The sequence below is a fragment of the Pseudomonas sp. EGD-AK9 genome (genome assembly GCF_000465935.2).
Classification (GTDB): Bacteria; Pseudomonadota; Gammaproteobacteria; order Pseudomonadales; family Pseudomonadaceae; genus Aquipseudomonas.
Genome location: NZ_AVOF01000001.1, coordinates 59,883 through 73,298, shown reverse-complemented (window position 1 = coordinate 73,298; position 13,416 = coordinate 59,883). Strand labels below are relative to the sequence as shown.

Genomic DNA, 13,416 nt, shown 5'->3' with positions numbered 1-13,416 from the left:
GTCGGTTCAGACTTTTTTTGTTACCCAAGCAGGGTTGGCGATGGTTTTAATCATAGCGATCCTGTTAGGTCTTAGTTTTTTCTCTGGAAAAGCTAATACGGATGCGGTGGAAGAGATTACAAATATTTTGGCCGCCGATAAAGCCAGGGCGGAGCTTACTTATCTCGCAAAGTCTGAAGCAACTGAAATAAGCGCTAGGCTTCAATTATCTATGCAGGTGGCGCAGCAGCTTACTGTTGTTAACTCGTTGCTAGGAAAAAAAGACGCTACAGGAAAACCGCTGGCACCTTTTTCTCGAGAACAACTTTCAAACTTGATAAAAGAGGTTCTGGTTGCGAATTCTGATTTGTCAAGTGTTTATCTCGCCTGGGAGCCAAATGCGTTTGATAATCAGGACGCCGAGTATTCAGGTCTGTCATCAAATGGTTACGACGGTACAGGGAGGTTTTTGCCTACGTGGTATAGGGATGCTAAGGGGCGGATAAATATTATGCCTGCCCCCTCAGTTGAAAGCCAAACCAGGATGGAGTCTGGGGTGAGGGAAGGTGAATATTATCTCTGCGCAAAGGAAACGTATATGCCATGTATCACTGATCCTGCTGTTTATGATATGGGTAATTCTGAAAAAGAAATGCTTTCCTCGTTCACGGCTCCAATTTTGATTGATGGCAGGTTTCTCGGTGTAGCGGGTGTCGATGTCCCTCTATCGTTCATACAGAGCTTGCTAATTGACAGTAATCGTACGCTTTATAATGGTGCTGGCAACATGAGCTTGCTGTCATCAAATGGTCGTATCGTAGCAAGTACAGATGATAATGCTGATATGGGCGGGCTTGCGTCTAGTACTCTTTCTTCAAGCGACTTGGTTTTGATAAATAGCTCTTCCGAGCATCAAGTGGGCTACGAGGTTGACAACAAAGATAGTGTTGTTCGACTGGTTGTTCCCGTAAAAATAGCCGGTACGGGATCGTACTGGTCATTGTTTGTGAAGGTTCCTCTCAAGGTTGTCATGGGGCAGGCATGGGCCCTGCAGAAAAAGTTAGACGACAAAAATGTGCGTGATCTTCGCGCGATGGCCTTGATTGGTATCTTGGTCGCAGTGATCGGTGTTTGCCTTTTATGGTTTATTAGTTTGGGTGTGGGGCGCCCGCTTAAGCAAGCCGCGAATCGGCTGTTAGGCATTGCAGAGGGTGAGGGTGATTTAACGCGGACGTTGAATATTGATCGGGGAGATGAGCTAGGAGCCATAGGTGATGGGTTCAATAAGTTTTTGATCAAGCTCAGGATTATGATCGCTAAAGTTGCCTCACTGACATCGGATATCGCAGACTCTGCAGACGCTACCCGTGCGACCTCAGTTGTAACCGTTAGCAAAGTGGAAAAGCAGCTAGAGTCAATCGAACTTATCGCAGCGGCTGCCCAACAAATGGCTGCTACTGCTCACGAAGTCTCCCAGAGCGCAGCCAAAGCTGCTGATGCAGCAAGCGAGGCTGATCAATCTGTTCGATCTGGCCAATCCGTGATGCTAGCAAGCACTCAGGCTACTCAGAGGCTCCGTGAAGACTTAATCCATGCATCCGATATGGTGCAGGCCTTAGCCACTGAGAGTACAGAGATCAACAAGATTCTCAAAGGCATTCGGACGATTGCAGATCAAACTAATTTGTTGGCGTTGAACGCGGCAATCGAGGCGGCACGTGCTGGAGAGCAAGGCCGAGGTTTCGCTGTTGTCGCAGATGAAGTCAGAAACCTGGCCATGAAGACCCAGAGTTCTACCTTAGAAATTCATACTATGGTCGATAAGTTGAATGTAGGCGTTCGTGAGGTTGTCTTGGCTATGGAGCATAGCAGTAGTCGTATGAGTGACAGTATTCGTCACTCAGAAGATGCTACTATTGCCTTAATTGATATAGCTGATGCCGTTTCGCTTATAACTGATATGAGCCTGCAAATAGCTAGCGCAGCCGAAGAGCAGAGTATGGTTGCTGAGGATATTAGTAAAAATATTGAGAATGTTAATGGCGCTGCTGCGGAAGTAACAAGGGAGGCTCAGAACAGCGTCCTTGCGAGTGAGGCACTCACAGAACTGAGTGCTCAGCAGAGGTTGTTGGTACAACAGTTTAAGTACTGATGCCTCGCGCTAACGGCCCATTGGAAAGCGCCGCAGGCAAGACAAGTCAAAAACGGCAAATAAAGTGGAGTTAATGAACTGTAAATGAGCATTTGTGGGTGGGGGTGAATTTTCGTGTAACATCAATAGACTTATTCACTTGTTATCTGACGAAATCAGTAGTTTGACCTTGGCCAAGTTTCAGTCGATAGGATGGGGGTGGTTATCAATAAGTTCCAACATCCTCTCTGGGACTACGGATTATAAGTCAGCTGTAGGTAGGGGTTGTTGGGCGGTACCTTCTCGAATAGGTGCCGCGGATCTCCCAGTAGGTAGCCATGCAGCCGCCGCGACTTACGCGGTCCCGTAACCTCACACGTCCAGATGTTCAGGCCGTTGTCTTTTTTGCGGTGTTGTTGCAACTTCTCGAAACGCTTCTGCACCCACTGCCAATCAGTGACTTGCTCCTGTTTGGCGAGCGCAGCTATTTGCGGGTGTTCTTGGGCGTAGCGTTGAAACACCCCTGGGCTGACCAGGAATGCCGTGTTGGCCACGGTATGCACCAGAGCTTTGGCGTCATTGATGATCAGCTTACGGCTTTGGATGCGTTGCCGCAGCCAGGCCAGGAAATGTTCGCCTGAAGGTAGCTCCCGCGAGTTTTCTCCGCTCTCGGCAGGAGAGGGCTCAGGGGTCAGAGGCCGTGTTGAATCGCTCTCTTGGGAGCGCGAGTGCGGTGCGGCGATGTGGGTTTCTGATGGCGGTTCAACCTCTGCCTCCTGTGGGGGTGGTGCGGCGTCAGAGGTGCTGAGCAATGCCAGTAGGGCGTCGACGCTATCAGCAGTGTGCTCAGTAACCAGAGCAGGTGTGCTGTTTACCGCTGGCGAGGTGTCACCGTTATCGATGAATGGGTTTGTGGGGGCGTCGCTGGACTCCACCTCTATCACGACGTTGCCAGTAAATGGCTCCGGCCGATCATCTCCTTCCCAAATTAGGGCAGGGGCCAGCCTCAGCAGTGTGAAGGTGTGCGACCAGCCGGCTGCGCTTGTGACGGTGGCTCGCCAGATTGCCTTGCCATCCGGTGTGGGTTGGAGCATGCCGTGATCTTGCAACACGTTGAACACGGCGGTGTTGTTGGCGGGGATGCCGTCGATACCCTGAGCTAGTAGGTGCGCGCGCAGCTTGTCCGAGACGGTTTTGCTGACCAACCACAGAGCATCCTGCGTAAGCCAGCCATCCGATGCCTGGGGCTGGTTGAGTTTCAGTTCCTCTTTCAATAGGTAGCGCAGTCCGTCGAGCAGCTTGCGCTGCAGGGCGTGCTTCGGGGCCGCCATGGCGCGTGCTGGGTCGCCACCCATGGCCTGGGCAACCGATGCACGGTCGGCCTGGATCACCAGTTCGCCGAGCACACCGGCGTGCTCGTGCTGGCCAGCCAGCACATACAGCAGTGCGGACCATGCCTCGGGATAAACGCTGAGCCAGTCGAGAATCTCGTGATCCAGCACTCGGTTGTAGAGCAGGCCGGTGGCGGCGTTGTGCAAGCGATACTCGCGGTCCTGGCGGTAGCGAAAGCGGTACGGACGCGACAGCGGCCCCTGCCAGGGATGCCAGATGCGACCGTCGGCCGTCTCCACATGCAGGTCGACGGCAATCTTGCCGATGTCGTGCAGCAACGCCGCGTAGGCTGTAGCAGCCGTCCAGATTTCAGCCTGGACAGCCTGGTCTTCGGGAGGTGTGCCGGTGGGTAGCAGATACGACTGCCGCAGCTTGAGCGCGTAGGCGACGATTTCCAGGCCGTGGTCGAGCATGCCGCCCGGATAGGCATGGTGGTGACTCTCGGACGCGGGGAACTGCTGCACCAGCTCGGCGTAGCGCTCCAGGGGGGCGAGGAACAACGTGGCGAACTGCCGGCGCGACAGCGAGGTACGTTGCCAGATGTGCTCCAGCAAGCGTTGCCGGCGTGGCGCGGACAGCAGTGCGGAGGCCGTCTCTGGCCGAAGCAACCCTTTGGGGGGCTCGATGGCTGGAGTGGACCGTGCGCCGGTGGTTGGTGATACCCGTTTGCGCTGGAGTAGAGAGAGCATGGCGAACCCCGATGACGGGTTGCTCAGGGGAGCCTTTTGGCCTTTTCGGGTAGGGCCTTTGCCCTTGACCCCATCCCCTTGCCCCTTTCCAACCCTTTGGCCTTTGCGGAAGCCTTTGGGTATAGGGCAGCGGCTCCTGGCGATCCACAACCAATGCGGCTTGGCTCAAGTCGGATTGAGGCGGGAAGGCGAACTGTGCCGAGCCTACGATGGCGCTTTCCATTTCGAGCGAAGGAGGTGTCATGCTCAGTCAGGTTGACGAGGTAAGGAATAATGCTTACCTTGTAGGCATGGCTATAGGGAGAGCTACGATGTCTGAGATTCATGAAATCGCCACGCTGACTTCCAAGGGCCAGATTACGCTGCCGAAATCCATCCGGCAGGTATTGGGTGTGGACACCGGCGCAAAGGTGGCCTTCGATCTGCGCGCAGGTGAGATCATCGTGTCCCGAGCGGACGCCGAGCACGAAGACCCGGCGATCGGAGCCTTCCTGAGCCTGCTGGAGGCGGACATCCGGGCCGGCCGGCATGTCCAGGCGCTGCCTGAGGATCTTGCGCGGGCTATGCTGGCGAACGCGGGCCGGGCGGTGAATCTGGATGAGGACATCGAAGGCGACGTGGCGCTGTGATGCAGCGGCAGGGCTGGACGTTGCTGTTTCACGAGGGTGTGATCGAGCAGTTGCGCAAGCTGCAGGCGGCCGCGGAACGGGCCGAACGGAGCGACCCGCAAGGGTTCGAAGCCAATGCCAATGTGAAGTTGTTCCGGGCGCTGAGCCAGTTGATCATGGACGTCGTACCGAGCGATCCCGCGCGCGACGAGTTCCGTCAGGGTAACACCCTGGGGCCGGCGTACCGCCACTGGCGGCGAGCGAAGATCGGACGGCGATTTCGTCTGTTCTTTCGCTACGATTCCAGGACGAAGGTGATCGTGTTCGCCTGGGTCAACGACGAGCAGACCCTGCGCTCGGCAGGCAGCCAATCCGATCCTTATGCGGTGTTCGAAAAGATGCTGGGGCGAGGCAATCCGCCCGATGACTGGAGCGCATTGGTGAATGCGAGCCATCAGAATTGGAGCAAACCGGAGTAGCCAGCCAACACATGTAGCAGGTGACGACGATGAATACGAAAGCCCGCATCAGCAACGCAGAACGCTTCGGCCGTCGGATCGGCCGGATGTGGCGGGGCTTCGTCCGTCGTGAGCATCAGGTCGCCGGCTGGCTGGTGGCGCGCGGTCTATCCGCTGGTGCGGTGACGGCGCTGCTGTGGGGCGTGAAGCTGGCCGTGATGGGTGTGCTGATGTATGTCGCGTTCTGGCTCGCGCTGTTGTTCGGATTTGCAATTGCTGCTGCCTGGATGGCACGTGAATCCGATCAAGATGAGTCAGAAGAGTGGGCGGTTGGTGATCAGGCCGAACACAAAAACAACCCAGGCTATCATCCGGCCCTGTACAACGATGCCCCAGATTCGCGTTATGCAGACCCGCGTTATGACGATGAGTGACGCCTTGTGTTACGGATTGGCTTTCTATTTGAGTTTTCCTGACGCCATTCCTGATGCCTTCCCCCCGGCTTGACTCACTGGCCGGGTTCCATCCGAGAGCCCCTGGAGAAGGCCGCCAGTCTGCACGCCAACCCATCCCAAGGCGGCTACCCAAAAGGTGGGCAGCACGATAAACATCGTCGCCATCACAAAGTTGACGATCATGTCCCCGAAGGTGTTGTTGAGCCCGATCAGTGGATCGAAGTTCGCATGCGGGCGATTCGCTCCCCAGCCCCATCCGTATAGGGCATCCAGGATTGTCGAATCGATCCAGCGCGCGAGCTGGAACCAGAAATCGACGAAGAACAGCGCGAACTGCACGACGCTGATCGTGACCACGGTTTTGAGGTCGTAGGTGCCGATCACCAGCACCAGCGGGATGCAGATCACCAGCGCCATCTTGAGCAGGGCCAGCACCATCGGCAGGGCCTGGCGCATCGCATCCATCGCCGGGAAGAACGCCATGGAGCCGATGGTCAGGCCGACATCGCTGACCGCGCGGGTGGCGACATTGGGGACGCTCATCTCGATCTGGCCGCCGTAATCGCTGTAGACCGCGCCCTGGTTGAGCTTCTGCTGCCGGGGCGAGGCGATGGCGCGGATCACCGAGTCGTTGACCTGCTCCTGCGACAGGAAGCTGGCCCAGCCGCCGATTCGGGTCAGCAGGTTGGGGTCGACCTGTTGCAGCAGGTGCACGCGCAAGCCATTGCTGTCAGACCACCATTGGTTGCAGGTCGGATAACCCGCGCCGCTGGGCACCTGCGCGAGGCCCTCATCGCGATTGCTGTCGTAAGGCCAACCTTCGCGCGGTGTCTTGGCGCGATAGGTGTCGTAGTAGCCCGCCGTGTCGAGGAAGAAACGCGAACCGATCCAGGTGACATCATGCATCTGCTCCTCGCTCAGATCCGGGCGATTCATAAAGAGCTTGGCGCGGGCCGGCCCGTAACAGTCATGGGTGAAGTCGCTCACCTCCTGGGCCAGCAGCGGATCGTCGATACGCGTGGCGTCGACCTCCATGCGGATCTGTCGTAAGTCGGTTCCGCACGGAATAGCCGCCACCGAGGCGCCGGTCACGGCGCGTGAAATCGCGTGCATGAAGAACCACCACACCGGCACCTTGGCCGATTGGTTGTTGAGGGTGCTGAAGGATTGCGACCAGCCCGTCTGCGCCGGCTCCGGAACGTTCACCTGGCATTGAACCGAGCGGGTGCGATCGAACTGGAGCGTATTGAAATCGACATCGATGAACGGCATGCCGGCGAACAGGATAACTACGATGGCGACAAAGATGCGGTTCTCGATGCGCACGGCCGACAGCGCGCCTTTGTTGCCTTCGTCGGCCCCTTCGGCGCGGGCCTTGAGCCATTCCTGAAGGATGATCGCCAGAAACGGAATGGCGAAGGCGCCGCTGGCGATCAGCACGGCCCAGATGCCGTTATGGACGATCCAGGACACCAGGGTCAGGTAATACTCCAGATAATCGGTGGTGTAGAGCGTCATTGCAGCCTCCGGTCATTCCGCCTGCAGGAACGAACTGAATTCCAGTGCGACCACCGCGCCGACGGCGGCCAGCTCGGCCCGCAGCAGGCGCCGTCGAGTGCTGGCGTTCGGCTCGCGGGCAAGCACGCGGCGGCGCATCCAGATCCAGCCATAGGCCGTACCGGCATAGAGCAACAGGCGCCAGCCCAGGAAATGGTTGCTGTGCGCCGTCAGCCAGGTTTGCCAACCTGCGATACCGCCGGCCAGGTAAATGCCGATGAGGTTGGTGGCGACGGCGACCAGCAGGACGAAGAGGGCACCCAGCAACCCCAGACCTGTGCGGCGCAGCCGCAGCCTATTCACGGGGTGCCTCCAGCATCTGGCGAGCGCTGCAACTGGTCGAGTCGGGCGGGGATCGGGTCACTCTCGTAGATGGCGCGCGAGCCGGCAGAGCGCGCGCTGTGTCGCTGGATGATGGCAGTGGGCGAGTTGCTCGCCAGCTCGCGGCGCAGTTCCAGCTCGGTCTTGAGGTTGTGGATCTCGCGGTCGAGCAGATCGCTTTCGTGCGAGACGGCTTTCTGAGCCAGCTCGTTGGCCGCGACGTTCGGTTCCTTGCGTCCGGTGAGCAGTGTGCGCTGCAACAGCAGGGCGTTTTCGAGCACGCTGGACAAGGCGATTTCCGACGCGTGCCGTCGTGCCAGGATGTCCTGGTCCGGCTCGTCGCGCAGCGCCTCGATCACGCCGCGGGTGATGGGCAGCGAGGCGCTGCCGGCTGCCTGCAGGTTGTCGAGGCTCAGCGGGCGGCTGCCGGTGATCAGCGCCTGCAGTGCTGCGAGCTTGGTTTCGTACTCCTCCTGGATCAATGGGGTGAGGCCCACGCCCGGTGTGGTCACGGTTTTGCTACAGGTCTCGCAAGTGCGCTGCTCCTGCTCGCCCAGTACCCGCACGGCCCAGGCTGCGGCGGCCGCTGGCGAGTGCCAGGTCTGGCAGGTCAGGTTGCCGCCGCAACTGTTGGAATCGATCGAGCTGGCGTCATCGACATCGCGTCCGTTGACCAGGTTGTAGCCGGCGCGGGTCACGTCGCTGATGATCCGAATCGGACGCTGCCCGGCGCCTCCGGCATTGCTGCCGTCGACCCAGGTCACGCCGTCGTTGCCGCGGCTCGTTTCGGTCTGCTCGATGGCCGATACCGCGTCGGTGCTGGCGACGGCTTGCGTGAGCACCATGCCGTCGGCGAGCTGGCTCCAGCCCACTTGACCGCCGGCCACATCGGCCATCCTCTCGGCCAGGGCACGGCAGGTCAGCTTGGAGCGGTCGAAATCCAGACGCGCCTGCAGCACGCCGTTGGTGAGCAGGTTGTAGAGCCCGGGGTCTGCCCGCTGGATGATCAGCGCCGGCAACGACGCCACGGCGGCGGTAGCGTTCTGGATCACCGACGACATGATGGTTTGAAAACCGTTGGTCACGCCGTTCAACTGATTCTGGATGGTGGTCGAGATCGACATATCGCCGCAGATCAGGTTGCTGTTCCAGCCCACGCCGACACCAATGGCGCGCATGTTTGAGACCGGCGTCATCGACACGGCGCGACCGCCACCGATCGAGTACAGCACGTCGTCACCGATCACTGAGCCCTGGTGCTGCGCGCCATACTGGTTGACGCTGGTCTGGGCGGATGCACCGGCGCAGACCAGGGACATAGCGGCGGCCAGCAGGGCAGCGCGTAGCGTTTCGGCGGGCGCGATAGCCGGTTGGATCGTCATGGCTGGCCTCAATTGAAATCCGTGCTGCCAAGGAACGTCTGACCACGCCTGCGGCAACAGCTATAAGGCCGCCACAGCGCCCAGGCGTAGTCGCCTCGCTGTGCCTGTAGGCGGGTGTCGCTGTGCGGGAAGACTGCGCAGGTGCGCGACAGCCTAGGCGTCAGCTCCTGCCACTTGCCCGTCGCCGCGTCGCTCTCGATCAATGCACCGGCCGGCCAGTAGCCGTCCCGGGCGGTGGCCAGCAGCGGTTGATACACGTGGGGCTGGCCGCGGCGCGTCACGATGTCGCCAGCGCGCTGAGCCACCACCGCGGCGGATTTATAGTCATCGGTCTGGTGCAGGAATCCACCCCGTGGATAGACGTTGCCCCAGAGATTGCGCCCGCTGCGCGTGCCGATCTCGCGCTCGCCGGGCGTCAGCGCTTCCGGGTAGAGCATCTCGGGGATGTTGTAGCGCCAGGCGAGGGTATCGAGCGTGCTCAACAGGTAGGGCATGAACGCGGTGCCGGCCCCCTGGCAGGCATATCCGGAAGACGCGGCGAACTGGCTGAATGTCCAGCCACCGGGATGGCCGACGACATCGGCCTGCTTGAACCTGGCGAGGTTATTCTCGTGGCCGTGGTTGGTCGTGCCGTCGCCACCACCCTGGGCGCTGGCATTGGGCAGGCTCATGGCCCGTACCTCGAGCCACGGGTTCTCCCCGGTGTTGCTGTAGCTGGCCACGACCGCATCAGGCACGTAGTGCCTGACCTTGACGGACGTACGCACCGAGCAACCGCCGCTTGAGCAGTACAGCCAGTAGCAAATACCGACGACGCGGTATTCCAGGCAGTCGGGGGCGAGCACTGACGGCACGATGGTCGCGGTGGTGAGGGCGAACGACGGCGCCCCCATCGTCAGCAAAATGGTGGCGATGCCGGCGCGCAGACGGTGGAGGCGCTTCATTGCTGCAGCCTCCGATGCGCCTCGATCAGCGCGACCGCCTTGACGACGTCCGGCTCGCCATAAACCACATAACGGCGATCCACGATCACCGCAGGAATTGTCGTCACGCCGAGGCTCCAGGCATCGACAACGCCCTGGTAGGCCGCGCCGATGCGTTGTTGCAGTGCGCTGCCACCTTCGATCAGGCGCTGCTGTACGAGCGCGGCGCTGCGAGGGCGATTGGCTGGCAGCTGAGCGCTCAGTTCGGCCTCGATCTGCGTGGGGCGGTCCAACTCGATGACTTGCGCGCCGGCTGGTGCTTGCACCGGGTGCTGGCGGTCGGTGACGACGATGATGTCGGCGGCAAACAGGGCCGAGCGGAACAGCAGTGCACACAATCCGATGGCAAGTGGGGTGTGTTGGTCGAAGTGGAGGAGCCTGAACATCGCAAACCACCGTGGTGTTGAGCCTGGCGCTAGTCGACACCCGGGCCGGTGAGGAAGCGACAAACAAAGGGGAACGGCCGCTGGCCGATTGATGCCCGGTTGCGAGAAGAGCAACGGGAGCCGCAAGGCTCCCGTGAATGACGCCGTGGGTTACAGCAGGCCGGCCTCGGCGAACGAGAAGGGCCTACCCCTGCCAATGATGAAGTGGTCCAGCAGGCGGATATCCACGTACTCCAGGGCCGATTTCAGGCGCTGGGTGAGCACCTTGTCCGCCGAGGACGGCTCGGTGTCCCCCGAGGGATGGTTATGCGCAATGATCAGGGCCGAGCAGTTGCGTTCCAGACCGCGCTGGATGACCACGCGGGGATGAATGGTCGCGCTGTCGATGGTGCCTCGGAACAGCGTTTCGCACGCGATGACCTGGTGCCGAGAGGACAGGAAGCAGGCAACGAACACCTCGTTCGGCTCCGGCATCAGCGTCAACCGCAGGTAGTCCTGCGCATCTTGCGGACTCTGCAACAGGGGCCCTTGGGCGAACAGCCGATGTTCCAGCAACGAGATGGCTTGTTGGATGATGCGATTGTCGTGCTCGTCGGATGACGCAAGGCGCGAATGCGCGTCGATGACGGTGAGTGACCTAGGCATGGGAAACCTCCTGAAGCCAAAGGGACGGAGGTTGCCCGCGGGAGGGCGAGCCCTCCGGGGGGATTGAGAAAAAGGCTGATAAATGGGCATCCGCCCACCGCATGTGGGAGGCAGTGGTGTGTTCGCCTTTAGGGATGCGTAGCGAACGGGATGGTCAGCGCGGTAGCGCCGTAGCCTCGAAGACCAGGGCTACCTGGGCATGTCGTCGACAACGACGACGGACTGCGGCGCCAGTCGAGCGCAACCCCGGGCAGGGCGCTACAACGAATCGGCGAGCCGCGTGCTCCGATTTATGGGCAGTGGATCCGCGGTTGTCCTGCAGTGTTGGGGTGGCCTGCGTGAGGCTGTTGTCCAAGCAGGCCCTGAAAGGTACCGTGCGCGACGAGCAATGATTAATCCGTGCGAGCCTCCTGCCCATCCGAGCAGGGCCGACCCGAGTCAATGAGCGCGTGATGTGTTGAGGTGATCGGCAGTGCCTGTCGGTGGGGCGGTTATCTTGCATTTGTTAGATATTTGATCAAGATATCTAACAAATGGAGGTCGCTATGAGTGCAGCCCAAGTCATTCGAGAACGCATCGCGGCGCAGCCAGTCGGTGAGCCCTTTACCCCAGCCCTGTTCGCTGGGGTTGGCTCGCGCGCGGCCATCGACCAGACCCTGATGCGCCTGACCAAGGCTGGCCATATCGAGCGTATCGGCCATGGCCTGTATAGCGTGCCCAAGGTGGGGCGCTTCGGTATCAAAGCCATGCCGGCGCCGGAGCAGGTGGTGCAAGCGCTTGCCGCGAGCGAGGGGGCGACCATCGAGGTGCATGGTGCCGAGGCCGCGCGGCGGTTTGGGCTTTCGACGCAGGTGCCAGCGCAGCCGGTGTTCTACACCACGGGTTCGTCGCGCACGGTGCGCCTGGGCAAGATGGTCGTGCGCCTGCAGCATGTGGCTCCGCGCAAGCTGGTGCTGGCAGGGCGTGCGGCTGGACAGGCGCTGTCCGCGCTGTGGTACCTGGGGCGGCATCAGGTCACGTCCGCGACCTTCCAGCGTATCGCCGAGCGGCTGCCGAGCAGCGAGTTCGAGGCGTTGCGCCAGGCCAAGGCGGTGATGCCGGCCTGGATGGTGGCGGCGCTGAGTAGTTATGAGCGTGGCGAGGCCGCGCAAGGCTGAGGGTACCAAGCGCTACTCAGATTATTCGTTTCGCGTGGGGGATCTGGGCGAGCGTGTTTCGTGAGCGCACGCATCTCGCGCATCACGCGGTCAATTTCAACAGCGTCCAAGACCGATTCGGTACAGGCTGGGCATAAATTCCCATCACTGTCGCAATGACAGTGGTTTCACCCTTCTAGTTATAGGGCAGATTGCGGGTATCGTGGATCAGTTCCGCCGCGCCGCAAACAGGACATTTCCTGGTCAGAGGTCCTTGACGGACACGATCAACGCGTCATCGATGACCGTCTGTGATGGCACTGAGTCGTGGCTTGTTTGCGAAAAGAGCGTTTCTAGTGCAAAATAAGTGCGTAAAATCTGCGTTAGGTGATACGCCATGAATACCGTCCTGCAAGAGCCTTTCGTTGAGCGGTTCCGCGAACCCAACACACCGTATCTGTCGCCGGCCAGGGTCGGTGACTTTTTCGGCTTTCGTGTGCAGGAACTGGCCGAGCGTGCGCACGTGCACCGCAATACCCCTACCGCGCGGCCTCAGGCACCGCAGTTGCAGAAGTACCTGCAGGACATGGTGAAGGTTCTGGCCGTGGCCACCGAGATGACCGGAGACCTTGAGCGTGCGGCCTTCCTGGTACGCAATGAGCCGCTGCGGGCCTTTGGCTACAAGACCGCCGATGACCTGATTCAGGACGGGCGGGCCGATGCGGTGATCGCCTATCTGGAATCCCTCGCCAGTGGGGCTGCCGGATGATTTCAACCATCCTCGGCAAGGGCGGGGAGCAAGCCTGTTATCGGGTCATCTCACCTGCCTACGCCAGTACACCGCTGTCGGGGATGGGCGCGGCACGCCAGGGTGGTCGTTTCAACCGCCCCGAGCAGGAGGCGCTGTACCTGTCGCTGGATGAGACGACGGCACTGGCGGAGTACAAGCAGGACAACCCGTGGTTGCGCCCGGGTACGATCTGCACCTTCTTCGTCAACGGGCTTCGCGTGGCCGACCTGAGCGCAGGCTTTGATGCCGAGCATTGGTCCTCGCTGTGGGCCGATTATACGGTGGACTGGCGGACGGAATGGTTCGGCAGGTCCATCGAGCCACCGACCTGGTACATGGCCGACGACGTCGTGGCGGCCGGACTCGACGGCATCCTCTTTCCCTCCCAGGCACGCCCAGGCGGAACCAATCTGGTGATCTACCGCAGCTCGACCAGATCACCGGCGCAGTTGCGTGTTTACGACCCGGACGGGGCGTTGCAGAAGCTCGCGTTACGCTGAGTGT

The 13,416-nt window shown here is 60.2% G+C and carries 14 protein-coding genes; 7 read left to right on the top strand and 7 right to left on the bottom strand.

The features are described from left to right. Nucleotides 1-40 precede the first annotated feature (40 nt). The gene (locus N878_RS26420; protein WP_177342857.1) at nt 41-2,131 is read left to right on the top strand and encodes a methyl-accepting chemotaxis protein; all 2,091 of its coding nucleotides are present in this window, start codon (nt 41-43) and stop codon (nt 2,129-2,131) included. 233 nt (nt 2,132-2,364) lie between these two features. Here the strand turns inward: N878_RS26420 and mobH are convergent, their stop codons facing one another. Further along, on the bottom strand, nt 2,365-4,191 hold the full coding sequence (gene mobH, locus N878_RS00335; protein ID WP_031302462.1) for a MobH family relaxase: 1,827 nt from the start codon (nt 4,189-4,191) through the stop codon (nt 2,365-2,367). Between the two features lie 311 nt (nt 4,192-4,502). Here mobH and N878_RS00330 point away from each other — a divergent pair, with 311 nt between their 5' ends. From N878_RS00330 to N878_RS00320, 3 genes are read left to right on the top strand one after another with little or no spacing between them, the layout of a single operon-like run. Beyond that, nucleotides 4,503-4,820, top strand: coding sequence for a type II toxin-antitoxin system PrlF family antitoxin (locus N878_RS00330; RefSeq protein WP_031302460.1), 318 nt, complete (start codon nt 4,503-4,505; stop codon nt 4,818-4,820). Next, the gene (locus tag N878_RS00325; RefSeq protein WP_021441706.1) at nt 4,820-5,278 is read left to right on the top strand and encodes a type II toxin-antitoxin system YhaV family toxin; all 459 of its coding nucleotides are present in this window, start codon (nt 4,820-4,822) and stop codon (nt 5,276-5,278) included. Before N878_RS00330 ends, N878_RS00325 begins: the two co-directional genes overlap by 1 nt. A gap of 29 nt (nt 5,279-5,307) precedes the next feature. Further along, complete coding sequence (locus N878_RS00320) at nt 5,308-5,691, top strand: DUF3742 family protein (protein ID WP_021441705.1); 384 nt, start codon at nt 5,308-5,310, stop codon at nt 5,689-5,691. Between the two features lie 24 nt (nt 5,692-5,715). Here the strand turns inward: N878_RS00320 and N878_RS00315 are convergent, their stop codons facing one another. From N878_RS00315 to radC, 6 genes are all read right to left on the bottom strand, one after another. Next, nucleotides 5,716-7,230 (bottom strand): conjugal transfer protein TraG N-terminal domain-containing protein, encoded by a 1,515-nt coding sequence (locus N878_RS00315; RefSeq protein ID WP_021441704.1) that lies wholly within the window; start codon nt 7,228-7,230, stop codon nt 5,716-5,718. 12 nt (nt 7,231-7,242) lie between these two features. Then, the gene (locus N878_RS00310) at nt 7,243-7,572 is read right to left on the bottom strand and encodes a hypothetical protein (protein ID WP_021441703.1); all 330 of its coding nucleotides are present in this window, start codon (nt 7,570-7,572) and stop codon (nt 7,243-7,245) included. After that, entirely contained in the window at nt 7,569-8,972 is a 1,404-nt protein-coding gene (locus N878_RS00305) for an integrating conjugative element protein (protein WP_021441702.1), read from the bottom strand. Before N878_RS00305 ends, N878_RS00310 begins: the two co-directional genes overlap by 4 nt. Nucleotides 8,973-8,980: 8 nt before the next feature. Beyond that, nucleotides 8,981-9,916 carry a TIGR03756 family integrating conjugative element protein gene (locus N878_RS00300; protein ID WP_021441701.1) on the bottom strand — a complete coding sequence of 312 codons (936 nt, stop codon included), beginning with the start codon at nt 9,914-9,916 and terminating at the stop codon, nt 8,981-8,983. After that, entirely contained in the window at nt 9,913-10,341 is a 429-nt protein-coding gene (locus tag N878_RS00295) for a TIGR03757 family integrating conjugative element protein (RefSeq protein ID WP_021441700.1), read from the bottom strand. The genes N878_RS00300 and N878_RS00295 overlap by 4 nt, the downstream gene beginning before the upstream one ends. 150 nt (nt 10,342-10,491) lie before the next feature. Further along, nucleotides 10,492-10,986, bottom strand: coding sequence for a DNA repair protein RadC (gene radC, locus N878_RS00290; RefSeq protein WP_021441699.1), 495 nt, complete (start codon nt 10,984-10,986; stop codon nt 10,492-10,494). 545 nt (nt 10,987-11,531) lie between these two features. Here radC and N878_RS00285 point away from each other — a divergent pair. From N878_RS00285 to N878_RS00275, 3 genes are all read left to right on the top strand, one after another. Further along, nucleotides 11,532-12,143, top strand: coding sequence for a DUF6088 family protein (locus tag N878_RS00285; RefSeq protein WP_021441698.1), 612 nt, complete (start codon nt 11,532-11,534; stop codon nt 12,141-12,143). 376 nt (nt 12,144-12,519) lie between these two features. Further along, the gene (locus N878_RS00280) at nt 12,520-12,891 is read left to right on the top strand and encodes an MbcA/ParS/Xre antitoxin family protein (protein WP_021441696.1); all 372 of its coding nucleotides are present in this window, start codon (nt 12,520-12,522) and stop codon (nt 12,889-12,891) included. After that, a complete protein-coding gene (locus tag N878_RS00275) occupies nt 12,888-13,412 on the top strand; it encodes an RES family NAD+ phosphorylase (protein ID WP_021441695.1) in 525 nt (174 codons plus the stop codon). The genes N878_RS00280 and N878_RS00275 overlap by 4 nt, the downstream gene beginning before the upstream one ends. The last annotated feature ends 4 nt before the right edge of the window (nt 13,413-13,416 follow it).

Bases quoted from the DNA above. Each gene is read 5' to 3' on its own strand.
- mobH (WP_031302462.1), bottom strand. From the start codon at position 4,191: ATGCTCTCTCTACTCCAGCGCAAACGGGTATCACCAACCACCGGCGCA.
- N878_RS00295 (WP_021441700.1), bottom strand. From the start codon at position 10,341: ATGTTCAGGCTCCTCCACTTCGACCAACACACCCCACTTGCCATCGGA.
- N878_RS00285 (WP_021441698.1), top strand. From the start codon at position 11,532: ATGAGTGCAGCCCAAGTCATTCGAGAACGCATCGCGGCGCAGCCAGTC.
- N878_RS00315 (WP_021441704.1), bottom strand. From the start codon at position 7,230: ATGACGCTCTACACCACCGATTATCTGGAGTATTACCTGACCCTGGTG.
- N878_RS00325 (WP_021441706.1), top strand. From the start codon at position 4,820: ATGCAGCGGCAGGGCTGGACGTTGCTGTTTCACGAGGGTGTGATCGAG.
- N878_RS00305 (WP_021441702.1), bottom strand. From the start codon at position 8,972: ATGACGATCCAACCGGCTATCGCGCCCGCCGAAACGCTACGCGCTGCC.
- N878_RS00330 (WP_031302460.1), top strand. From the start codon at position 4,503: ATGTCTGAGATTCATGAAATCGCCACGCTGACTTCCAAGGGCCAGATT.
- N878_RS00320 (WP_021441705.1), top strand. From the start codon at position 5,308: ATGAATACGAAAGCCCGCATCAGCAACGCAGAACGCTTCGGCCGTCGG.
- N878_RS00300 (WP_021441701.1), bottom strand. From the start codon at position 9,916: ATGAAGCGCCTCCACCGTCTGCGCGCCGGCATCGCCACCATTTTGCTG.
- N878_RS00280 (WP_021441696.1), top strand. From the start codon at position 12,520: ATGAATACCGTCCTGCAAGAGCCTTTCGTTGAGCGGTTCCGCGAACCC.
- N878_RS26420 (WP_177342857.1), top strand. From the start codon at position 41: ATGGTTTTAATCATAGCGATCCTGTTAGGTCTTAGTTTTTTCTCTGGA.
- radC (WP_021441699.1), bottom strand. From the start codon at position 10,986: ATGCCTAGGTCACTCACCGTCATCGACGCGCATTCGCGCCTTGCGTCA.
- N878_RS00275 (WP_021441695.1), top strand. From the start codon at position 12,888: ATGATTTCAACCATCCTCGGCAAGGGCGGGGAGCAAGCCTGTTATCGG.